The following is a 20,733-nucleotide window of genomic DNA, read 5'->3' as shown; positions in this document are numbered from 1 at the left end:
CAGCGTCGGCCCCATCGCACGCCGGCGCGCCTCTCACATGGGCGGAGCGCCGGCTTTTCGGCCGGCCGCTGCGATGAAATACTCACGGCCTCGCGTTCGCCCTCCCCGCCGCTGCCGATAGGACGCAAGCCGCCCGTGACCGACCTCCCGCCTCGCTCCGCCGCCCGGCTCGCCGCGCTGGCCGGTCTATCGGCCAGTCTGGTCGGGATCGGCTTGGCGCGCTTCGCCTACACGCCCCTGTTGCCGGCGTTGGTCGACGGCGGATGGTTCGCGCCCTCGGCGGCGGCGTATCTGGGGGCGGCCAATCTCGCCGGCTATCTGCTGGGGGCGCTCGGCGGCGCGCGGGTGATGCGCCGATTGGGGCCGGGCTGGTCGACGCGCGCGATGATGGGCCTGGCGGCGGCGAGCCTGATCGCCTGCGCCTGGCCGCTCGGCTTCGAATGGTTTTTCGTCTGGCGGCTGCTGTCCGGCTTCGCCGGCGGCGCGGTGATGGTCGCCGCCTCGAGCCTCGTCATGCTGCAGACCCCGGCGGAGAAGCGCGGGCGCGCCGGCGGATTGATGTTCACGGGCGTCGGGATCGGCATCGTGTTCTCCGGCGCGGCGCTCCCCTGGCTGATCGGGATCGGGCTGACGACGGCCTGGCTCGCGCTCGGCGGATTGTCGCTGATGATAACGCTCGCCGCCTGGCCGTTGGCTGACGACGCACGCCTCGCGCCCGCCCGCGCGCCCGTCGCGTCGGGGGCCGGCGCGCCGGACGGCCGGGCGCTCGCGCGGGCGTTGAAGGCTGTCACCATCCTCTACGGCCTGTGCGCCTTCGGGCTGGTGCCGCACATGGTCTTTCTCGTCGATTACGTCGCTCGCGGCCTGGAACGGGGATTGGCGCAGGGCGCGTTGATCTGGACGCTGTTCGGAGTGGGCGCGTTGATCGGGCCGATGGCGACCGGTCGGCTCGCCGATAGGATCGGTTTCGCGGCTGCGCTGCGCTGGGTGGTCGCCCTGGAGGCGGCGGTGGTCGCGCTGTTGCTGCTGTCCGCCCATCCCGCGGCCATAGCGGCCTCCGCCGTGATCGGGGGCATGCTGACGCCGGGCTTGGTTCCCGTGACGTTGGGGCGGGTGCGCGAGCTTTCCGGCGAGACCGAGGCCGCCAAAGCGGCCGCCTGGGGTAAGGCGACGGCGGGGTTCGCCGTCGGCCAGGCGGTCGGCGCCTATCTGTTGGCCTGGGTCTTCGATCTGCGCCACGACTATCACCTACTCTTCCAACTGGCCCTGGCCGCCCCCGCGCTTGGGCTCGCGCTGGAGTTCGTCGCCGTGCGCGGCGCCCGTCGGCGCGACCGGGGGGAACCGTGAGCGCGCCGCCGGAGGCTCTTGAGCGCTTGTGGCGCGCGGTCGGCCTGGACCCGACGCGCTTGCCGCCGATCGCTTTGGAGGGGACGGATCACGCGCTCCCGTCCAGCTTCGCCGTCACCCGGTTGGCCCGCCTGTCGCTGGCGCTTGCCGGCGCCGGCGCGGCCGCCGTTCACGCCGCGCGCGGCGGCCCGGAAAGCCGCGTCTGCGTCGACGGCGCGCACGCCGCAGCCGAATTCCGCAGCGAGCGTCACCTGCATCTGGACGGCGCGCCGCCTGGCGACTTGTGGGATCCGATCGCCGGCCTCTACGCGACGGTCGACGGCCATCTCCGCGTCCATACGAATTTCCCGCACCACCGGCGCGCGCTGGTCACGCTGTTAGGCTGCGCCGACGACCGCGAGGCCGTCGCCCGCGCTCTAAAGACCCGCCGCGCAACGGAGGTCGAGGCCGCCGCCGCGGCCGCCGGGGCCGTCGCCGCCGCCCTGCGCTCCTTCGACAGCTGGGACGCGAGCGCACCCGGCGCCGCCGCGGCGAGCGCGCCCGTCGTCGCGGTCGAGCGCATCGGCGACGCGCCGGGGACGCCGCTTCCGCCCGCGCCGGCCGGCCGAACGGGAGAGCGTCCGTTGGCGGGTCTGCGGCTGCTCGACCTGACCCACGTTATCGCCGGGCCGGTCGCCGCGCGCACGCTCGCCGCCTACGGGATGGACGCGCTGCGGATCACGGCGGCGCATCTTCCGGCCCTGCCCGCGCTTGATCTCGACACCGGACGGGGCAAGCGGGCGGCGCAGTTGGACCTGCGCGACGCGTCCGACCGCGCGACGTTCCTGGAGCTCGTCGAGGGCGCGGACGTCGTGCTGCAAAGCTATCGCCCCGGCGCGCTCGCCGCGCGCGGCTTGGGGGCGCCGGACTTGGCCGCCCGGCGCCCGGGTCTGATCTACGCCGAGCTGTCGGCCTACGGCTTCTCAGGCCCGTGGGCCGGGCGGCGCGGCTTCGATTCGCTGGTCCAGACGGCGACGGGCTTCAACGCGGCGGAAGCCGAGGCGGCGGGCGAAGACCGGCCGAGGGCCTTGCCGGCGCAGGCGCTGGATCACGGCGCCGGCGCGCTGCTCGCCTTCGGGATCGAGGCGGCGCTGCTGCGCCGGGCGGTCGAGGGCGGGAGTTGGCGCGTGCGCGTCTCGCTGGCCGGCGTCGGCGGTCTGTTGCGAGGCCTGGGCCGCCCGCCGGAAGGCTTCGCCGTTCCCGATCCCAGCCGCGCCGACGTCGCGCGCTTCCTGGAGGAGACCGACAGCCCCTTCGGCCGGGTAAGCGCCGTGCGCCACGCCGTGCGGTTGAGCGACGCCCGCGTCGGCTGGACCCGCCCGCCGGTCGCGCTCGACGCCCACCGGCCGATCTGGAACGACGGCTAAGGCGCAGAAAGCCTGACGACTCCGTCCGCATGGACCAGCCGCCGGGTCGCCAAATCGTAGCGCATCAAGTCCTCGCCGATCGCGAAGGGTCCGTCGAACGCGGCGGCCACCTCCTCCGCCAGCGCCATGCGGTCGAACGCGACGGGCACGAAGTGGGTCAGCATCAGGAAGCCGACTCCCGCCTCCCGCGCCACCTTTCCTACCTCCGTGGAAAGCGTGTGGTAGGAGGCGACGGCCTCGACCGTTTCGGCCGCGCGCACCCCGGCGACGACCGGCATCTCCCGATGGATGAAGCATTCGTGGATCAGCAGCTCGGCGCCGCGCGCCGCCTCGATCAGCGCCGGACAGTAGGCGGTGTCGCCGCTGATCGCCGCACGTCGGCCGGATGCGTCCTGTGCGACGAAGCCGAAGGCCTGCTTGACCGGCGCATGGTCGACGCGCACCGCCGACAGCCGCAGATCGCCCAGGTCGAGGCAAGGCCCGTCGGTTGCGATCTCCGTCACCTCGACCTCGAGCGCAGCCGTCGAGGGACGACGTTCGTGGGCGATGCGCTGTTCGCGCTCGGCGCGCCAAAGTTTCATCAAGCCGTCGACGTACCCCGCCGTCCCCGTCGGCCCGACGACATGCTGCGGCCGGTCGCGCCCCTGATGCCAACTGGACAGGATCAGCTGGTAGAGATCCATGATGTGGTCAGAGTGCAGGTGCGTCAGCACCACCGCGTCGAGATCGCGCCCTGGCGTTCCGGCGGCGACCAGACGTTGGGTGACGCCGCTGCCGCAATCGACCAGCACGGCGCTTTCCGCGGTGCGCAGCAAGGCCGCCGGCCCGAAGCGCCGCGGGCTGCATTGCGGGCAGCCGGTGCCCAGCAGGACCGCCTCCATCAGTGGCCGCTCTCCTCCTCAAGCGCCGCGCGGGCGCGGCGCAGGGCGCGTTCATGTCTGATCTTCGCACGCCAGGCCGCGATCCCGGCGACGGCGAAGAACAGCAGGATCAACGTCGTGGTGATCGGCATGGCGATCGCGGCGAAGCCGATCCCGATCACCGCGACCGCGGCCAGGGCCGCGACCAGCAGAAAGAACAGGACGGTCAGGATCGTCCCGCCGACATAGCCGCCGCCGCGTTGCTCGTCGCCCTCGTTCATGCCCGCCAGCATGCCGCCGGCGCGCAACGCGCGCAACGCCGCGCACGCGCCGGATTGAAGCGGCCCGCCCCGCATGATCTAACCGTGCGCCATCAGACAAAAAGGATTGGAGGAACGCCCGATGAGCGACACCCGCCTGCCTTTCACCGACACGGTGCGCGATCTGCCCGCCGCGACGCCATTCGTCGGGCCGGAGACGTTGCAGCGCCAGCGCGGCGAGCGTTTCCGCGCGCGGCTCGGCGCGAACGAAAGCGCGTTCGGCGTCTCGCCGAAGGCCGAGGCCGCGATGCGCGAGGCGACGACGACCATCAGCTGGTACGGCGACGCGGAGAGTTGGGAGCTGAAGCAGGCGCTGGCCGATCATCACGGCGTCTCGACCGACGAGATCGTGATCGGGGCGGGGATCGACGGCCTGTTGGGCGTGCTGGTGCGCGCCTGCGTGACGCCGGGAACGCCGGTCGTCACCTCGGCCGGCGCCTATCCGACCTTCAACTATCATGTGAACGGTTTCGGCGGGCGGCTGGAGTTCGTGCCGTTCCGCGACGACCGCGAGGACGGCGCCGCGCTGCTGGAGCGCGCGCAGGCGGTCGGCGCGCCGCTGGTCTATTTCTCGAACCCCGACAATCCGATGGGGACGTGGTGGCCGGCCGAGGAGGTCGAGCGGCTGATCGCCGCCGTGCCGGCGGACCGCCTCCTGATCCTCGACGAGGCCTACGCCGATTTCGCGCCGGCCGACGCGATTCCGCCGATCAATCCGTCCAACCCGCGGGTCGTGCGGATGCGCACCTTCTCAAAGGCGCACGGCATGGCGGGCGCGCGCATCGCGTATGCGATCGCGCACGCAGACATCGTCACCGCCTTCAATAAGATCCGGAACCATTTCGAGGTGAACCGCGTCGCCCAGGCCGGCGCGCTGGCGAGCCTGCAGGACCAGGCCTTCATCCGCCGCGTGGTCGAGGAGGTCGAGCGCGGCCGCCAGGACTATTACGAGACGGCCGAGCGCCTGGGGCTGAAGGCGATCCCGTCGGCGACCAACTTCGTCGCCGTCGACATGGGCCGCGACGGCGACTACGCCCGCGCGATCCTGAAGGCGTTGCAGGACGACGGCGTCTTCATCCGCATGCCGGGGGTCGCGCCGCTGGACCGGTGCATTCGCGTCTCGGTCGGCCGGCCGGAAGAGCGCAAGATCTTCGACGCCGCCTTGCAAAAGGCGATTGAGCGGGTGGGGTGACGCACCGGCCCTTCCTTCCGCCTCCCCCTTGAGGGGAAAGGCTTCTCTACATCGCCGACGCCGATTCCCGCACCCCCAGAGGATGATTTGCCGCTTCCAAGCGAGGCGATTCTGGGTCAAATGGGCCAATCACGTCGGCGCGAAAACAAGAACGCCGAGCGGTTGGAGGAAAAAGCCCATGAGTTTCGGCATCGCCATCGGTCCGCGCGAGGACAAATCGCCCTTTTTCGACGCCACGGTCGCCGCGGGGGCGGCCAGCTTCACGATCTACAATCACACCTACATGCCCGTCTCCTACGGCGATCCGGAAGGGGAGTACTGGCGCCTGATCAACGCGGTCAGCCTGTGGGACGTCGCGGCCGAACGGCAGGTGGAGATCGCCGGCCCCGACGCCGGCGCGATGGTGCGTTACCTGCTGCCGCGCGATCTGTCCGGCTGCAAATCGGGACAGGGCAAGTACGTGCCCATGTGCGATCACGCCGGCCGGCTGATCAACGATCCGGTGCTTCTGAAGCATGCGGAGGACAAATATTGGCTCTCGATCGCCGACGCCGACGTGCAGCTCTGGGCGCGCGCGATCGCGGCCGAGCGCGGATTCGACGTCGAGATACGAGATCCCGGCGCCGCGCCGCTTGCGGTCCAGGGGCCGAAGGCGCGCCCGCTGATCCGCGATCTGTTCGGCGATTGGGTGCTGGATCTGAAGTATTTCTGGTTCGAGGCGACCTCGATCCAGGGAATCGACGTGATCGTCGCCCGGTCGGGCTGGAGCAAGCAGGGCGGGTTCGAGCTCTATCTGCTGGACCCCGAGCGCGGGCGCGAGCTGTGGGACGTCGTCTTCGACGCCGGGCAAAGCTACGGCATCGGACCCGGCGCGCCGAATTACATCGAACGGGTGGAGAGCGGGCTCTTGTCGATCGGCGCCGACACCGACGACGACACCAACCCGTTCGAAGTCGGCCTGGGCCGCTTTCTGGATCTAGAGCGCGAGGACGACTTCGTCGGCAAGCAGGCGCTGATCCAATTGAAGGAAGACCGCCGGCGCCGGTTGGTCGGGCTCTTCATCGACGGCCCGCCCCTATCGCCCAATCAGCATCCCTGGCGGGTCTACAAGGACGGCAAGCGCGTCGGCTCGGTCCGCGCCGCCGCCTTCTCGCCCCGCCTGCAGAAGAACATCGCGATGACGACGCTGGACTTCGCGCTTACCGACGAGGGAACGGCCGTCGAGGTCGACACCGAGTTCGGCGCCCGCACCGGCCACGCCACCACGCTGCCCTTCATCACGCCGCCGGTGACGCCGCCGAAGAGCGAGACGTAGGCAGAAGCGGCCTCATCCCCGTCATAGGGCGAGAGCGAGAAGAGGACGAAGACCCCGCGCCCCTTGTGACGCCGGGCGCGGCGTGTACCATCCCGATCAAACCGCATAACCAAACCGGAGGAGAGACCCATGATCGGACGCAAGCCGTCCCTGTTCGCGACGATCGCCGCCGCCGCGGCGCTGGCCGTCACCGCCGGCGCGGCCCAGGCCGAGACGCGAATCACCTACAAGTCCGCCAAATCCACCTCGTCCTATTACCAAATGGCGGTGCAGGTCGCCGAAGCGGTCCAGAAGGCGACCGATCGCGCGCTCTCCGTCACGGTCGAGGAGAGCCAAGGCTCGGTCCAGAACGTGAAGGAGGCCGCGGTCCGCGAGGGGGCCTACGTCTTCACCACCCCGCCGGTGCTGATCAAGCTGGCCAAGGGCAATACGAAGATGTTCGAGGACGGTCAGGACTACGGCGACATCCGCGCGCTGTTCCCGATCCCTTCGCTGACGATGCATTACGTCGTGCGCGCGGACGCCGACGTCGAGAGCTTCCAGGATCTGACCGGCAAGGACTTCATCATCGGCAAGGGCAGCTTCGGCGCCCGGGAGGCGGCGAAGAACTTCGAGCAATTCGGGGCCGAGCCGGATCTGGTCGACGTGGAGCTGAACGCCGCCGTGCCGGCGCTGAAGAACGGCCAGGTGGCGGGCTTCGCCACCGCGGGCTCCTATCCCGCGCCGAACGTCGTCGAGGCCGCGGCCGGAACCGACATCAAGCTCTTGTCGATGAGCGAGGAGCAGGTCGAGACCACGGGACGCACCCGCCTCGTCATCCCCGCCGGCACCTATCCGGGCGTGGAGCGGGACACGGTCACCACCTCTCTGCCCGTCGGGGCCTACACCACGACCGCGATGGACGAGGAGACCGCCTATCAGCTGACCAAGGCCTATTGGGAGAGCAAGCCCAAGATGGCCGAGACTGCTCGCTGGTGGGCCGGCGTTTCGCCGGAGATGCTGGCGATGATGGCCGGCCCGCTGCATCCCGGCGCGCTGCGCTATTACGAGGAGGCCGGCACGCCGGTGGCGGACGGATTGAAGTAACCGCCGAGCGCCGCCTTCGCCTTCACGGAAAAGAGCCCTTCTCCCCTCGGGAGAGGGGTTGGGGCGAGGGGTCGCGCCAGGCGGGCGAGACATGCTCGACCTGCGCGCCGACCCCTCGCCCGGCTGCTTTAGCAGCCGCCCTCTCGCGGAAGGAGAGGGTTTAGTTGGAGCCTCCCATGCCCCTTTGGTCCGCGCCCAAGCAGGACGGATTGCGCGCGCATCCGATCGCGCTGCTGCTGGCCTTCGCGTCGGTCGGCTTCCATCTGTGGCTGATCTTCGGCGGGCTGCTGCCGAACCTGCTGACCCGGCCCGTCCATCTGCTGCTGGTGCTGCCGTGGATTTTCGTCATGCGGGCGGACCGCCCGGCGCGGTGGCGCGGATGGCGGTCCGCCGTCGATTGGCTGTTCTTTCTGGCCGGGGCCGGCGGCTGCCTGTGGGTCGCGCTGAACGAGGATGCGTTGGGCGACCAGTACGGGTCGCTGCGCGGCCTCGACCAGCGGCTGATCGCGATTGCGCTGATCCTGGTCGTCCTGGAGGCGGCGCGGCGCGCGGTCAAGCTGGCGTTGCCGCTGATCGCGCTGATAGCGCTGGCCTACGGGCTTTTGGGCCAGCACCTGCCGGGGCGTTTCGGTCATGCGGGCATGCCGATCGACAGCTTTCTGGGCACGCTGACGGTCGCGGAAGGGGGCTTGTGGGGGCCGCTGACGGGCATCAGCATGAACGTCGTCGCGGTGTTCGTGATCCTGGGCGCGGTGATCGGCGCGGGCGAAGGCGGAACGGGGTTCATGGCGCTCGCCGCCAAGCTGGCCGGGCGGCTGCGCGCCGGCGCGGCGAAGGTCTCAATCCTGGCGTCGGCGCTATTCGGATCGATCAGCGGCTCGGCCTCCGCCAACGTCGCCTCCACGGGCGCGGTGACGCTGCCGGCGATGAAGCGCCTCGGCTATCCGGCGCCGTTCGCCGCGGCGGTGGAGGCGGTGGCGTCCTCCGGCGGGCAGATCATGCCGCCGCTGATGGGCGCAGGCGCCTTCGTGATGGTGGAGCTGCTGGGGGTCAGCTACACGACCATCATGATGGCGGCCGCGTTGCCGGCCATCCTGTTCTTCTTGGCCGCCTGGCTGGGGGTGGAGTGGTTTGCGCGGCGCGGCAATCTGCGCGGCATGGCGCCGGACGAATTGCCGACGACGCGCCTCGTCCTCGCCACGCTGCCGTTCTTCGCGATCCCCTTCGGGGTCCTGCTGATCGTGCTGTTCGCCACCGGCAAGACGCCGCAATACGCGGCCGCCCTGGCGGCTTTCGCCGGCGCGCTGCTGCTGTTCGCGGATCGCACGGGCAAAATCGACCTCAAGGCGGCGCTGGGGCGGCTGTGCGCCGGCGCGCTGGAGGCGGCGCGGCAGATCGCCACGATCGCGGCGATCATCATCTGCGCCGGCCTGGTGATCGGCGTTCTCAACATGACCGGCCTCGGGGTGAAGGTCACCTCGGCGATCATCGCACTTTCGGGGGGCGAGCTGTGGATCGCGCTGCTGCTGACCGCGCTCGCCTGTCTCATTCTGGGCATGGAGGTGCCGACGACGGCGGCTTACGTGATCTGCGTCTCGGTCGCCGGGCCGGCGTTGCAGGAGCTCGGCCTGCCGGCGCTGACGGTGCATATGTTCGTCTTCTGGTACGCGCTGCTCTCAACCATCACGCCGCCGGTCTGCGGGACGGTCTTCATCGCCGCCGGCATGGCGGACGCGCCGTGGCTGCGAGTCGCAGGGTACGCCATGCGGCTCGGGCTCGGGCTCTACGTGGTGCCGTTGGCCCTGGTCGCGAACCCGGCGCTTATTCGTCCGGACGAAGGGCTGTTCGCGGCGCTCTTCGCCTTCGCCAAGATCGGGATCGGGCTGGCGCTGACCAGCTGGGCCGTCGTCAACATGACGCGCCGCCCAGCGCTCGCCGCCGTCGCGGCCGCGGCGGGCGTCGGGCTCGTTTTTTACGCGCCCTTCTTCGGATTGTCGTAAGCCGGCGCTAGGATCGAGGCTATGGAGGACTTCGCCCGCTACGCCGTCTATTACGCCCCGCGCGCCGGGTCGGCGCTGGCCGATTTCGGCAACGCTTGGCTCGGCCGCGATCCGGCGAGCGGCGAGCCGACCGCGCGGCCGGCCGCTCCCGGTCTATCGGCCGACCGGATCGCGGAGATCACCGAAGCCCCCGCCCGCTACGGCTTTCACGGCACGCTGAAGGCGCCGTTCGCGCTCGCCGAGGGCGCGACGCGCGGGGATCTGGAGACGGCGCTGGCGGTCTTGGGCGCGCGCCTCGCCCCGCCGGTCGCGCCGGGGGGATTGGCGCTCACTGCAATAGGTCCGTTCCTCGCCCTCACCCCGCAGGACGGGGACGGGGCCCTTTCCGCGCTGGCCGCGCGCGTGGTTGAGGATCTCGACTCCTATCGCGCGCCGCCTGGGGCCGCTGAGCTCGCCCGGCGGCGGCGCGGGGATCTCAACGCGGCGCAGGAGGCGCTGCTGCAGCGCTGGGGCTATCCCTATGTGATGGGAGAATTCCGCTTCCACCTGACGCTGACCGGCCCGCTCGATCCGGCCGCGCGCGCGGCCGTCGCGTCGGCGCTGGAGCCCGTGGTCGCGCCCTTCGGGCGAACGCCTTTCACGCTCGACGCGCTCTGTCTGTTCGGCGATCCGGGCGGCGGCGCGCCGTTTCGGCTCATCCGGCGGGTCCCGCTGTCCGGCTGAGATCCAACAGCAGGTCGGCGACGCGGCGGGCGGCGTCCTCGAGCGCCCCGTGATTGACGATCTCGACCACCCTCGGCCCGCGCGGCGCCGCGTAGCCGGCCCGCGCCAAACGCGCTTCGATCTGATCGGCGGTCTCCCGGCCTCGCGCGGCGAGCCGCGCGGCCAGCACCGCGTCGGGGGCGGTGATGTGCAGAACGCTCAGGCGCGGATACTTCGCGCGGGCCTGGCCGAGGATCCCGCGCGAGGCGTTGGCGACCACCGTCCAACCCGCCGCCAGATCCCCCTCCAACGCGGCCGGCAGGCCGTAGCGCAGCCCATGCGCCGCCCAATGCAGGGCGAAGCCGCCGCACTCCACCCGTTCGGCGAAGCCGGCCTCGTCGATCGGCTCGTGGTCTTCCCCGCCCGCCTCGGCCGGTCGGGTGATCACCCTGCGTTGAAAGCGGATCGGCGCGTCGGCCGGCAGTCGGGCGCGGGCGGCGGCCAGCACGCTGTCCTTGCCGGCCCCGCTGGGTCCGACCACCAGGACGAGGGCGCCGAGCGGCGCGTCCTGCGGGTCAGGCGACACGCTCGCCGCCGCGCCAAACGCCGCGCAGGATCGGATGCTTCGCGTCGCGGATGCGGATCAGGTCGGCGCGCAGGCCCTCCCGGATCTCCCCGCGGTCCGTCAGTCCCGCCGCGAGCGCCGGCGCCTTGGTCACCGCGGCGATCGCCTGGGGCAGGGAGATGGTCTCCACCTCCTCGGCGAGCATCATAGCGGCCGGCAGCAGCGCGGCGGGCGCGTAATCGCTGGAGATCGCATCCAACGTTCCGCGTCGCGCCAGATCCATCGCCGAGACGTTCCCGGAGTGAGATCCGCCGCGCACCAGGTTGGGCGCGCCCATCATCACCGCCAAGCCGGCCTGATGGCTGGCGGCCGCGGACTCAATCGTGGTCGGGAACTCGGCGAGCGTCATGCCGTCGGCGACCGCTTCGGCCACATGCTCGGGCGTGGCGTCGTCATGGCTCGCCAGCGCCAAGCCGCGCGCATGGGCCGCCTCCACCACCAGGCGGCGATGCCGTGCGGCGTAGCGCTGCTGGTCGGCGCGGCGATCGTCGATGAAGCGCTCCATCTCCTCCGCGCTCATCCCGAACTTGCCCATGTAGTAGCTGCGGTAAACCTCAAGTTTGGTAAACTGGCGCTGCCCCGGCGTGTGATCCATCACCGAGATCAGCCGCACGCCCGGCTTGTCGACCAGGCCGGCGAAATCGGCCGCCAGATCCGGAAAGCTGATCTCGCAGCGCAGATGCAGCAGATGGTCGACCTTCAGCAGTCCCTCGCGCCGCGCCTCCTCGATCGCGCTCACCATCTCTTCCAGCCGCTGCAGACGCACGCCGTCATTCGCGACCGTACCCACCGCCAGCGCGTCGAACACCGTCGTTATTCCCGCCGCCGCGATTTGCGAATCGTGCGCCATGACGGCCGGCACGGCCGGCCAATGCGCCTGCGGGCGCGGCATCATGTGCTTTTCCAGATTGTCGGTATGCAGCTCGACCAGGCCCGGGGCCAACAAATCGCCCTCGCAATCCTCCGCGCCCGGCAGCGCGCTGCGGCCGAAATCCACGGCGTGAATCCGATCGCCGTGCAGCGCGATCGTGCCCTGCACCACCTCCTCCGCCAGGATCAGGCGCGCATTCGTCAGCACGCGCTCGGCTCGGGTCTCTCGCGCCAGGGTCAGGCCGTCGCCGGTCTGCATGCTCGTCTCTCCCTCTGCGGCCTTACCATATGGCCCTCTAGGCGGCCCGATCCAGCGGCGCGATCTCGTACTCGCGCGTGCAGACGGCGCCGCGCGCGTCCGCATCGTGGAAAATTCCGACGATCGCCGCGCCGCGGTCCTTCGCCTCCTCGATCAGATCCAGCACCACGCGGCGGTTCGCGCCGTCCAGCGAGGCGGTCGGCTCGTCCAGCAGCAACACCGGATAGGGATGCGCGAACCCGCGCGCGATGTTGACCCGCTGCTGCTCCCCGCCTGAGAAGGTGGCTGGCGGAAGATCCCACAGCGCGCTCGGCAGGTTCAACCGGGCCAGCAGCGACTCGGCCGTCGCTCGGGCGTCAGCAGGCGCTTCGCCGAGCGCGATCCGCGGCTCGGCGACCACGTCGCGCGTCGCGACCCTTGGCACAACGCGCAAGAATTGACTGACGTAGCCGAGCGTGCGTCGACGCACCGCCAGCACCGCGCGCGGATCGGCCCCGGCCAAGTCGATCCAGCCGCCGTCATGCCGAACCTCGATCGACCCGACGTCGGTCAGATAGTTGCCGTAGATCAGGCGCATGAGCGTGCTCTTGCCGGCGCCGGACGGGCCGGTCAGCGCGACGCACTCCCCGGCTGCGACGCGGAGGTGCGCGCCGGCCAGCACCGGCAAGCGCACCCCGCCCTGATTGTGCAGCGTAAAGCTCTTGGAGACGCCGGTCAGACGCAGCATGTCGGTCATGGTTGCAGCACCGAAGAGACGAGAAGTTGCGTATAGGGATGCTGCGGATCGTCCAGCACCTGATCGGTCAGCCCGGTCTCCACCACCCGTCCCTGGCGCATCACCAGCAGCCGATGGGACAGCAGGCGCGCCACCGCCAGGTCGTGGGTCACGACCACCGCGGCCAGGCCGAGCTCCGTCACCAAGCCGCGCAGCAAGTCGAGCAGGCGCGCCTGAACCGAGACGTCGAGGCCGCCCGTCGGCTCATCCATGAAAACGAGCCGCGGCCCTGCAACCAGCGCGCGGGCGATCTGCAGGCGCTGCTGCATGCCGCCGGAGAAGGTGGTCGGCGGATCGTCGATCCGCCCGAGCTCGATCTCGGTTTTCTCAAGCCAGTCGCCGGCGGCGGCGCGGATGTCGGCGTAGTGGCGCGCGCCCACGGCCATCAGAGGCTCGCCCACATTTGCGCCCGCGCTGACGGCCATACGCAAGCCGTCGCGGGCGTTCTGGTGCACGAAGGCCCAGTCTGTGCGCATCAGCATGCGCCGCTCGGGTTCGCTCACGCCATGCACATCCCGCGCCGCGCCCGTCCGGTCGGTATAGAGCACCCGACCGGCGTCCGGCGCGAGCCTGCCGGCGACGCAATTCAGCACCGTCGTCTTGCCGGAGCCGCTTTCGCCCACCACGCCCAACACCTCGCCCGGCCAGAGTCGAAAGTCGACCTGCGTGCAGCCGACGCGGCGGCCGTAGCGTTTCTCCAAACCCTCGACCGCCAACAAGGGGGCGTCGTCATCCTGAACTGCGTTCACGCCGCATCCTCCGTCGCGGATCCGCGAAAGCCCTGCTCGCGGCGCCGGTTGCAATAGTCGGTGTCGGAGCAGACGAACATTCGCCCGCCCTGGTCGTCGGTCACCAACTCGTCGAGGAAGCTGTCCTGCGCCCCGCAGAAGGCGCAGCTCTCGTCCCACGCCTGGACGGTGAAGGGGTGATCTTCGAAATCCAGGCTCTCCACCTTGGTGTAGGGCGGCACCGCGTAGATCCTCTTCTCGCGCCCCGCGCCGAACAATTGGATCGCCGGACAATCCGACATTTTGGGATTGTCGAACTTGGGCGTCGGCGAGGGATCCATCACGTACCGATCGGCCACCCTCACCGGATAGGCGTAGGTGGTCGCGATATGGCCGTGGCGCGCGATGTCCTCATAAAGCTTCACATGCATCAATCCGTAGTCCTCGAGCGCGTGCATCTTGCGCGTCTCGGTCTCGCGCGGCTCCAGAAAGCGCAGAGGCTCGGGGATCGGCACCTGATAGACCAGGATCTGCCCTTCGGCGAGCGGGGTCTCCGGGATGCGGTGGCGGGTCTGAATGACGCTCGCCTCGGCCGTCGTTTCGGTTACGGCGACCCCGGCGGTGCGCTGGAAGAACTTGCGGATGGAGACGGCGTTCGTCGTATCGTCCGCTCCCTGGTCGATCACCTTGAGGACGTCGTCCTGTTTCAGGACCGACGCGGTGACCTGCACTCCGCCGGTGCCCCAGCCGTAGGGCATGGGCATCTCGCGTCCCGCAAAGGGAATCTGACAGCCGGGAACGGCCAGCGCCTTCAACAACGCCCGGCGGATCATGCGCTTCGTCTGTTCGTCCAGATAGGCGAAGTTGTAGGCGGGGTCGCGCGCCTCGCTCATTCCGCGGCCTCCGGCATCGCACGCTCCGCATGCTCGCGTCGCAATCGGCGCAGCAGCTCCAACTCGGACTGGAAGTCTACGTAGTGGGGCAGCTTCAAATGCTCGACGAAACCCGTCGCCTGCACGTTGTCGCAGTGCGAGAGAACGAATTCCTCGTCCTGCGCCGGCGCGTCTCGCGCCTCGCCGAACTCGTCCGCCCGCAGGCTGCGGTCGACCAGCGCCATCGCCATCGCCTTGCGCTCGCCGTGCCCGAAAGCGACGCCGTAGCCGCGGGTGAAGCAGGGCGCCTGCTCGGCCGAGCCTTGAAACTGATTCACCATCTGACACTCGGTCATCTCGATCTCGCCCAGCTCGATGGCGAACCCCAACTCCTCGGGCTCGATCTCGACGGCGACGCTTCCCAGACGGATCTCGCCGGCGAACGGGTGAGTCCGGCCGTAGCCGCGCTGGGTCGAATAGCCAAGCGCCAGCAGGAACCCCTCGTCGCCGCGTGCGAGCTGCTGCAAGCGCGCGTCGCGTTCGCTCGGGAAGCTCGGCGGCGTGCGGGTAACGTCGAACGGCGGGCACTCCGCCGCCGCGCCGGCGGGTTCGATCAAGCCTTCCTGCTGCAGAAGGTCGAGGACGCGCGGCGCGTCTTCCGAAACGGGGGCGCCTTCTGCGGGCTCGGCGCCCGCGTGCGGAGCGGCCAAGGCGTGGTCGACCAGCCGATGGGTGTAGTCGAAGGTCGGCCCCAGCACCTGGCCTCCGGGCAGATCTTTAAAGGTCGCGGAGATGCGGCGTTCCAGGGCCATGCGGCTGGTCTCCACGGGCTTCGAGACGGCGAAGCGCGGCAACGTCGTGCGATAGGCGCGGATCAGGAAGATCGCCTCGATCTGATCGCCGCGCGCCTGCTTGAGCGCCAGGGCGGCCAGATCCCGGTCGTAGAGCGAGCCTTCGGTCATCACCCGGTCGACGCCGAGCTTGAGCTGTTCGCGGATCTGGGCCGGCGTGAGTTCGGGCTCGGCCGGATCGCCGCGACGATCCTCCGCGAGCAGACGATGGGCGGCGTCGATTGCGCGCTCGCCTCCTTTTACGGCGACATACATGCGCTCAGCCCTCCTCTGCGTCGACTGCGATGCGCGTGCTGCGCGGCAGGCCGGCCAGCGCGTCGGCGCTGATGAAAAGACAATCCACACCCAGCGGAAAACGGGCGGCGTTCGCCTGCAAAGCCCGCCACAGCGCGACGTCCGCCCCAGCCGGAGCGAACGCGGCGGGGGCCTTCAGGCCGGGACCGGACAAGGTTGCGGGGCGCCCGCCCTCAAAACCGTCCACCGACAGCACCAGCGTGGCCGCGCGGTCAGGATACTCCGGCGCGCCGGCGCACAAGCGGGGAAGCAGCGCCGCCGCCCGCCCGATCGGCGCGAAGGCGAAGGCCGCCGTCCCCGGCTCCGTCAGAGGCCGCACGCCGCAATGAAAGGCGAGCCAGGCTTCGACCGCCGGGGTGCGGAGGTCGTCATCCAGCCAGAGCGGCGCATCCGGGTCGATCAGCGTCAGCGCCACAGCGCCCAAGCCCGGCCCTAGCGGCGGCGGCGCCGGGGGCGCGCCGGGGAGCGCGATCGGCGCGCCCGGTCGCGCCGTCGCCTCCAAAAGCGCCCGAAAGGCGTCCGCCGCATCCAGCACCGGCTCGTCAAAGCCCGGCGCCGGCGGGGCGAGCGCGCCCGCGGGAGCGGGAGCGGGAGCGGGAGCGGAGGAGACGGGCGGCCTGCTGGTCATGGGGTCAATCCTCCCCGCGGACCAAGGTGAAGAAATCCACCTTGGTGGCGCCCACTTGGGCGCGACGCTTCGTTCTGCGCGCCGCCCGCTCGCGCTCCAAGGGATGCACGATCCGCGCTTGGACGGCGTCGTGATGCGCGGCCGTCTGAAGCAGCGCGTCGAGCTTTGCGGCGAGGGCGGCGTGGGCCTGATCGCGTCCGGCGATGTAGGCGACTCCGGTCGTTTGGGTTCCGTCGGCCTCGTTCAGTAGGACGGTGCAGCGGGTCGCCGTCATCTCGCCCATATTGAAGGGCGCCCCGGCGCCGCCGGCGCGCGCGCGCACCATGACCAGCCCCGTCTCCGGTCGGCGCAGCATAGTGAATGCGGGGGCCGCCTCCTCGCTCAGGCTTCCCAGATAGTCCTCGGCCAGGGCTTTCAGGCGGGGCGGCGCCGCCTTGGCCAGGACGGCCATCCAGGCCTTGCGTTCGGGCGCAGGATGCGGGTCGACGGAAGACGCCGTGCGGGCGTCGGACGGTCGGGCGTCGGACGGTCGGGCGTCGGACGGTCGGGCGTCGGACGGTCGGGCGTCGGACGGTCGGGCGTCGGGTTGCGTCATGCGCTGTCTCGACCTTTCGCATAATACGTCTAGACGTCTATATCTTTTATCGCTTATAAGACGGGTTGTGTAAAGCACGGCCTGAGACGCTGTGGGGTGAAGTTTCCGTGACGCGGCGCCGACCTACCGAGCCCGGTCGTCGCGCACGGCGCAAACGACGAGGAGCGGTCGGATGGATGGCGGATCCCAAGATTGGCGGACCCGAGAAGGCGGACCGGGGCAAAGCGTCTGGGCTCGCATCGCCCAGCGGATCGAGGGCGACATCCGCGACGGCGTCTATCCGCGCGGCGAGCGCATGCCGCCCGAAAGCGCGCTGGCGGCCCGATTTTCGGTCAATCGCCACACCCTGCGCCGCGCGATGGCGGCGCTGGCGGAGCGGGGTCTGGTGCGCATCGAGCAGGGTCGCGGGACCTTCGTCCAGGAAGAGACGATCGAGTACCCGATCGGCAGCCGCACGCGTTTCTCCCAGAATATCGCCGAGGCCGAGCGTCTGCCGGGCCATCGCATCCTGCGCGCCGAAGAGGCCCCCGCCGATCGCGCCGTAGCGAGAAATCTGAGCGTGCGCGTCGGCGCCCCGGTGGTGGTGCTTGAGGCGGTCAGCGTCGCGGACGGACGCCCGCTCGGCTACGGGCTCCACTACCTGCCCGCAAAACGTTTCCGCGGAATCGCGGCGATCTATCGCGAGACCGGCTCGCTCACCGCCTCGTTGGCGCGAATGGGGGTCGCGGATTACAGCCGCTTGTCCACCCGCGTCACGGCTCAAATGCCGAGCCGCGAGATCGCCGCCCTGTTGGAGCAACCGATCACGCGCCCCGTCCTGCAGACCGAGAAAATCGACGTCGACGCCGACGGCCGCGCCGTCGCCTACGGCCTCACGCGGTTCGCCGCGGATCGGGTGCAGTTGGTCGTCGAACCGTTCCGCGAAACCGACGAGATCGGCGGCGCCGGATAGGCCTGCGCCGCGGCGGCCGACGCACAGGGCTTCCGCATCGCCGCCCGCGCGGATACGCTGACCGGCATGACCGACGACGCGTTCGACTATCCGCCCGGCTGCGCCTATGTCCGCGGACGCTACGCCGCGATGGCGGAGGCCAAGATCTCCGTCCTGGATTGGGGTTTCTTGCGCTCCGATGCGACCTACGACGTGGCGCACTGCATCGACGGGCGCTTCTTCCGCCTGGACGCGCATATCGAACGCTTCTATCGCTCTGCCGAGAAACTGCGGCTGGACATCCCCGTCGCCCCCGAGGCCTGCGCCGACATCATGCGGGAATGCGTACGCCGCGGCGGCGTCGAGGCGGCCGGCTATGTCGAGTGCCTGGTGACCCGCGGCGTCAGCCCGACCTTCAGCCGCGACCCGCGCGACGCGATCCCGACCTTCATGGTCTTCGCCATTCCGCTCGGCCGCATCCTGCCGCTGGAGCGCTGGGAGCAAGGGCTGCACGTCCACGTGAGCGCCATCCATCGAATCCCGCCGGAAAGCGTCGACCCGACCGCCAAGAACTACCATTGGCACGATCTGGTCCAGGGACTTTACGCCGCGTATGACGCGGGCGCGGAGAACGTCGTGCTGACCGATCCGGCCGGGAACGTCTGCGAGGGACCGGGCTTCAACGTCTTCATCGTGAAGGACGGACGCATCGCTACGCCGGATCGCGGCGTGCTGGAGGGGGTCTCGCGCGACACTGCGATGCGGCTCGCCCGGGACCTGCAGATCCCGGTCGAGGCGCGCGCCGTCTCGACGGAGGCGTTCCGCGCGGCCGACGAGGCCTTCATCACCTCGACCGCCGGCGGGATCATGCCGATCACCACGGCCGATCACGCGGCGATCGGCGACGGTCGACCGGGTCCGATCACGCGACGGCTGAGCGATCTCTATTGGGAAAAGCACCGGGATCCGGAATGGACGTCGGCGGTTTAGGCGGCGGTTTAGGCGGCGCTTGACGGCGCACGCCTTTCGCCGTCCGTCGATCTCTTCCCCCCTTTGAGCGGGGAGGATCAAGATTGGGGGGGACGCGCCGAAAGGCGTGCTGAAGAAAAACTCTCGGCGCTTGAGCGCCATGCCGATCCTCTCGTCGAAGATCGCTCACCCCATCCAACATTTCCCCTGAAGGGGACGGCTTTTCGCGAGCCGACCGCCTCAGCCCTCCTCCTCCTCCTCGCGCAACGCCTCCAGGCGCAGCCACTCCTCTTCCGCCGCGGCGAGCGCTTCCTGCGCCTTCGCCAACGCGTCGGCGGCCTTCTGGAAGGCGGCGGGATCCCGACTGAAGAGCTGCGGGTCGGCGAGTTGCGCCTGCAGCGGCGCGATCGCCGCCTCCAGCTTGTCGATCTCCTCCGGCAGCGTCTCCAGCTTGTGTCGCTCGGTGAAGCTCAGCTTGGATTTGCCGGCCGTCGACGCCGCAGGCTTCGGCGCCCCCTGCTTGGCGGGCTTCTTCGCCGCCTCCTGCTTCGGCCCGGCCCAGGGCGGCGCGCCGCGCTGGGCGAGCATGTCGGAATAGCCGCCGGCGTAGACGACCCAGCGCCCCATCCCCTCCGCATGGACGGTCGCGGTCACGGTGCGGTCCAGGAAGTCGCGATCGTGGCTGACCAGCAGCACGGTTCCGGCGTAATCCGCGATCATCTCCTGCAACAGATCCAGCGTCTCAAGGTCGAGATCGTTGGTCGGCTCGTCCAGCACCAAAAGGTTGGAAGGCTGCGCCAACGCGCGGGCCAGCATCAAACGACCGCGCTCTCCGCCGGAGAGCTTGCCGATGGGCGTCTTCGCCTGGGCCGGGCTGAACAGGAAGTCGCGCATATAACTCATGACGTGGCGCCGTTCGCCTGCGACCTCGACCCACTCCCCGTCGCCGGCGAGCGCTTGGGTCAACGTCACCGTCGGTTTCAGCGAACGGCGCATCTGATCCAGCGTCGCGATCTGAAGGTTTGTTCCGAGCGCGACCTCCCCCTCATCCGGCTCAAGCGCGCCGATCAACATATTCAGAAGCGTCGTCTTGCCCGCCCCGTTCGGGCCGACAAGACCGATGCGGTCGCCGCGCAGGACGCGCAGGCTGAAGTTTTCCACGATCGCCTTGTCGTCGAAACGCTTGAAGACGCCTTTCGCCTCGATCACCCGCTTGCCGCTGGTCTCGCCCTCGCCGGTCGTCATCTTGACGGTTCCCGGAGGACCGATCTGCTCGCGCCGGCTCTGACGGAGGGTCTGGAGATTGCGCAGACGACCCATATTGCGCTTGCGCCGGGCGGTGACGCCTTTGTGCAACCACTCGGTCTCGGCCTCGATCTTCTTGTTCAGGCGCCGACGCTGCTCGTCCTCATCGGCGAGAATCTTCTCGCGCCACTCTTCGAAGCCGGCGAATCCCCCCTCCATCCGCCGTGCGCGCCCGCGATCCAGCCAGACGACGGCCTGCGCCAGGCGTTCCAGAAAGCGGCGATCGTGACTGATCAGCACCAGCGCCGCCTCGCGCCGCGCCAGTTCGCCCTCGAGCCATTCAATCGTCGGCAGGTCCAGGTGGTTCGTGGGCTCGTCCAGCAACAGCACGTCCGGGGCGGGGGCCAAAGTGCGGGCCAGCGCTGCGCGCCGCTTCTCGCCGCCGGAAAGCGGCCCCGGGTCGGCCTCAGGGTCGAGGTCCAGCTTCTCCAGCAGACGGCGCGCGCTGTGCTCGCCGTCCGTCGGGTCGAGGCCGTCCGCGACGTAATCGACGACCCGAGCGAAACCGGACAGGTCCGGCTCCTGCGGCAGATAGCGCAAGGTGGCGCCCGGCTGCAGGAAGGCCTCGCCGCCGTCCGACTGCTCAAGCCCGGCGGCGATCTTCATCAGCGTCGATTTGCCCGAGCCGTTGCGGCCGACGAGCGCCAGCCGTTCGCCCGGCTTGACGGCGAGCTCTGCGCCGTCAAGCAACGGCGCGCCGCCGAGCGAGACGCGGATGTCGGAAAGCAGAAGGAGGGGCGGAGCCATGACCCGCTGCTTAGCGGGGGGCGGAGCTCAGGGCAAGGGCCGGCGGCGTGCGGGCG

General features: G+C 70.0%; 20 protein-coding genes. 9 read left to right on the top strand and 11 right to left on the bottom strand.

Annotated features, from left to right (window positions below):
• The first annotated feature begins 135 nt into the window (after positions 1 to 135).
• Complete coding sequence (locus RIB45_RS00380) at positions 136 to 1,347, top strand: YbfB/YjiJ family MFS transporter (protein WP_350047593.1); 1,212 nt, start codon at positions 136 to 138, stop codon at positions 1,345 to 1,347.
• Entirely contained in the window at positions 1,344 to 2,753 is a 1,410-nt protein-coding gene (locus tag RIB45_RS00375) for a CoA transferase (protein WP_350047591.1), read from the top strand. Before RIB45_RS00380 ends, RIB45_RS00375 begins: the two co-directional genes overlap by 4 nt.
• Here RIB45_RS00375 and RIB45_RS00370 read toward each other — a convergent pair.
• Positions 2,750 to 3,634, bottom strand: a complete 885-nt coding sequence (locus tag RIB45_RS00370; RefSeq protein ID WP_350047589.1) for an MBL fold metallo-hydrolase — start codon at positions 3,632 to 3,634, stop codon at positions 2,750 to 2,752. The two genes, RIB45_RS00375 and RIB45_RS00370, sit on opposite strands and share 4 nt — an antisense overlap.
• Positions 3,634 to 3,969 (bottom strand): hypothetical protein, encoded by a 336-nt coding sequence (locus RIB45_RS00365; protein ID WP_350047587.1) that lies wholly within the window; start codon positions 3,967 to 3,969, stop codon positions 3,634 to 3,636. The genes RIB45_RS00370 and RIB45_RS00365 overlap by 1 nt, the downstream gene beginning before the upstream one ends.
• Before the next feature lie 46 nt (positions 3,970 to 4,015).
• Between RIB45_RS00365 and RIB45_RS00360 the strand changes: the two genes are divergently transcribed.
• The 5 genes from RIB45_RS00360 to RIB45_RS00340 all read left to right on the top strand — a co-directional run bounded on the left by RIB45_RS00360 (position 4,016) and on the right by RIB45_RS00340 (position 10,249).
• Positions 4,016 to 5,125, top strand: coding sequence for a pyridoxal phosphate-dependent aminotransferase (locus RIB45_RS00360; RefSeq protein ID WP_350047585.1), 1,110 nt, complete (start codon positions 4,016 to 4,018; stop codon positions 5,123 to 5,125).
• Between the two features lie 178 nt (positions 5,126 to 5,303).
• Positions 5,304 to 6,440 carry a glycine cleavage T C-terminal barrel domain-containing protein gene (locus tag RIB45_RS00355; RefSeq protein WP_350047583.1) on the top strand — a complete coding sequence of 379 codons (1,137 nt, stop codon included), beginning with the start codon at positions 5,304 to 5,306 and terminating at the stop codon, positions 6,438 to 6,440.
• Between the two features lie 129 nt (positions 6,441 to 6,569).
• Positions 6,570 to 7,526, top strand: a complete 957-nt coding sequence (locus RIB45_RS00350; protein WP_350047581.1) for a TAXI family TRAP transporter solute-binding subunit — start codon at positions 6,570 to 6,572, stop codon at positions 7,524 to 7,526.
• A gap of 176 nt (positions 7,527 to 7,702) precedes the next feature.
• The gene (locus RIB45_RS00345; protein WP_350047579.1) at positions 7,703 to 9,526 is read left to right on the top strand and encodes a TRAP transporter permease; all 1,824 of its coding nucleotides are present in this window, start codon (positions 7,703 to 7,705) and stop codon (positions 9,524 to 9,526) included.
• Positions 9,527 to 9,547: 21 nt separating this feature from the next.
• Positions 9,548 to 10,249 (top strand): DUF1045 domain-containing protein, encoded by a 702-nt coding sequence (locus tag RIB45_RS00340; protein ID WP_350047577.1) that lies wholly within the window; start codon positions 9,548 to 9,550, stop codon positions 10,247 to 10,249.
• Here the strand turns inward: RIB45_RS00340 and phnN are convergent.
• From phnN to phnG, 8 genes are read right to left on the bottom strand one after another with little or no spacing between them, the layout of a single operon-like run.
• Positions 10,221 to 10,814 carry a phosphonate metabolism protein/1,5-bisphosphokinase (PRPP-forming) PhnN gene (phnN, locus tag RIB45_RS00335; protein ID WP_350047575.1) on the bottom strand — a complete coding sequence of 198 codons (594 nt, stop codon included), beginning with the start codon at positions 10,812 to 10,814 and terminating at the stop codon, positions 10,221 to 10,223. The genes RIB45_RS00340 and phnN overlap by 29 nt on opposite strands.
• Positions 10,804 to 11,982, bottom strand: coding sequence for an alpha-D-ribose 1-methylphosphonate 5-triphosphate diphosphatase (locus tag RIB45_RS00330; RefSeq protein ID WP_350047573.1), 1,179 nt, complete (start codon positions 11,980 to 11,982; stop codon positions 10,804 to 10,806). The genes phnN and RIB45_RS00330 overlap by 11 nt, the downstream gene beginning before the upstream one ends.
• 37 nt (positions 11,983 to 12,019) lie before the next feature.
• The gene (phnL, locus tag RIB45_RS00325; RefSeq protein WP_350047571.1) at positions 12,020 to 12,718 is read right to left on the bottom strand and encodes a phosphonate C-P lyase system protein PhnL; all 699 of its coding nucleotides are present in this window, start codon (positions 12,716 to 12,718) and stop codon (positions 12,020 to 12,022) included.
• The gene (gene phnK, locus RIB45_RS00320; RefSeq protein ID WP_350047569.1) at positions 12,715 to 13,506 is read right to left on the bottom strand and encodes a phosphonate C-P lyase system protein PhnK; all 792 of its coding nucleotides are present in this window, start codon (positions 13,504 to 13,506) and stop codon (positions 12,715 to 12,717) included. The genes phnL and phnK overlap by 4 nt, the downstream gene beginning before the upstream one ends.
• The gene (locus RIB45_RS00315) at positions 13,503 to 14,378 is read right to left on the bottom strand and encodes an alpha-D-ribose 1-methylphosphonate 5-phosphate C-P-lyase PhnJ (protein WP_350047567.1); all 876 of its coding nucleotides are present in this window, start codon (positions 14,376 to 14,378) and stop codon (positions 13,503 to 13,505) included. Before RIB45_RS00315 ends, phnK begins: the two co-directional genes overlap by 4 nt.
• Positions 14,375 to 15,463, bottom strand: coding sequence for a carbon-phosphorus lyase complex subunit (locus RIB45_RS00310; RefSeq protein WP_350047565.1), 1,089 nt, complete (start codon positions 15,461 to 15,463; stop codon positions 14,375 to 14,377). The genes RIB45_RS00315 and RIB45_RS00310 overlap by 4 nt, the downstream gene beginning before the upstream one ends.
• Before the next feature lie 4 nt (positions 15,464 to 15,467).
• Positions 15,468 to 16,130, bottom strand: a complete 663-nt coding sequence (gene phnH / locus RIB45_RS00305; protein WP_350047563.1) for a phosphonate C-P lyase system protein PhnH — start codon at positions 16,128 to 16,130, stop codon at positions 15,468 to 15,470.
• 4 nt (positions 16,131 to 16,134) lie between these two features.
• Entirely contained in the window at positions 16,135 to 16,725 is a 591-nt protein-coding gene (phnG, locus tag RIB45_RS00300) for a phosphonate C-P lyase system protein PhnG (protein ID WP_350047561.1), read from the bottom strand.
• Between the two features lie 172 nt (positions 16,726 to 16,897).
• Here phnG and phnF point away from each other — a divergent pair, with 172 nt between their 5' ends.
• Positions 16,898 to 17,677, top strand: a complete 780-nt coding sequence (gene phnF / locus RIB45_RS00295) for a phosphonate metabolism transcriptional regulator PhnF (protein WP_350047559.1) — start codon at positions 16,898 to 16,900, stop codon at positions 17,675 to 17,677.
• Between the two features lie 66 nt (positions 17,678 to 17,743).
• Complete coding sequence (locus RIB45_RS00290) at positions 17,744 to 18,646, top strand: aminotransferase class IV (protein ID WP_350047557.1); 903 nt, start codon at positions 17,744 to 17,746, stop codon at positions 18,644 to 18,646.
• A 219-nt stretch (positions 18,647 to 18,865) separates the two neighbouring features.
• Here the strand turns inward: RIB45_RS00290 and RIB45_RS00285 are convergent, their stop codons facing one another.
• Positions 18,866 to 20,677 (bottom strand): ABC-F family ATP-binding cassette domain-containing protein, encoded by a 1,812-nt coding sequence (locus RIB45_RS00285; protein ID WP_350047555.1) that lies wholly within the window; start codon positions 20,675 to 20,677, stop codon positions 18,866 to 18,868.
• Positions 20,678 to 20,733 lie beyond the last annotated feature (56 nt).

It is taken from the genome of Marivibrio sp. (assembly GCF_040218065.1).
Lineage (GTDB): Bacteria > Pseudomonadota > Alphaproteobacteria > UBA8366 > Aestuariispiraceae > Marivibrio.
This window is presented reverse-complemented; position numbering and strand designations above follow the sequence as displayed.

Excerpts from the sequence above, each read along its gene's own strand:
- RIB45_RS00370 (WP_350047589.1), bottom strand. The coding sequence starts at position 3,634 with ATGGAGGCGGTCCTGCTGGGCACCGGCTGCCCGCAATGCAGCCCGCGG.
- RIB45_RS00365 (WP_350047587.1), bottom strand. The coding sequence starts at position 3,969 with ATGCGGGGCGGGCCGCTTCAATCCGGCGCGTGCGCGGCGTTGCGCGCG.
- RIB45_RS00360 (WP_350047585.1), top strand. The coding sequence starts at position 4,016 with ATGAGCGACACCCGCCTGCCTTTCACCGACACGGTGCGCGATCTGCCC.
- RIB45_RS00355 (WP_350047583.1), top strand. The coding sequence starts at position 5,304 with ATGAGTTTCGGCATCGCCATCGGTCCGCGCGAGGACAAATCGCCCTTT.
- RIB45_RS00350 (WP_350047581.1), top strand. The coding sequence starts at position 6,570 with ATGATCGGACGCAAGCCGTCCCTGTTCGCGACGATCGCCGCCGCCGCG.
- RIB45_RS00345 (WP_350047579.1), top strand. The coding sequence starts at position 7,703 with ATGCCCCTTTGGTCCGCGCCCAAGCAGGACGGATTGCGCGCGCATCCG.
- RIB45_RS00340 (WP_350047577.1), top strand. The coding sequence starts at position 9,548 with ATGGAGGACTTCGCCCGCTACGCCGTCTATTACGCCCCGCGCGCCGGG.
- RIB45_RS00330 (WP_350047573.1), bottom strand. The coding sequence starts at position 11,982 with ATGCAGACCGGCGACGGCCTGACCCTGGCGCGAGAGACCCGAGCCGAG.
- phnL (WP_350047571.1), bottom strand. The coding sequence starts at position 12,718 with ATGACCGACATGCTGCGTCTGACCGGCGTCTCCAAGAGCTTTACGCTG.
- RIB45_RS00315 (WP_350047567.1), bottom strand. The coding sequence starts at position 14,378 with ATGAGCGAGGCGCGCGACCCCGCCTACAACTTCGCCTATCTGGACGAA.
- RIB45_RS00310 (WP_350047565.1), bottom strand. The coding sequence starts at position 15,463 with ATGTATGTCGCCGTAAAAGGAGGCGAGCGCGCAATCGACGCCGCCCAT.
- phnH (WP_350047563.1), bottom strand. The coding sequence starts at position 16,130 with ATGACCAGCAGGCCGCCCGTCTCCTCCGCTCCCGCTCCCGCTCCCGCT.
- phnG (WP_350047561.1), bottom strand. The coding sequence starts at position 16,725 with ATGACGCAACCCGACGCCCGACCGTCCGACGCCCGACCGTCCGACGCC.
- phnF (WP_350047559.1), top strand. The coding sequence starts at position 16,898 with ATGGATGGCGGATCCCAAGATTGGCGGACCCGAGAAGGCGGACCGGGG.
- RIB45_RS00290 (WP_350047557.1), top strand. The coding sequence starts at position 17,744 with ATGACCGACGACGCGTTCGACTATCCGCCCGGCTGCGCCTATGTCCGC.
- RIB45_RS00285 (WP_350047555.1), bottom strand. The coding sequence starts at position 20,677 with ATGGCTCCGCCCCTCCTTCTGCTTTCCGACATCCGCGTCTCGCTCGGC.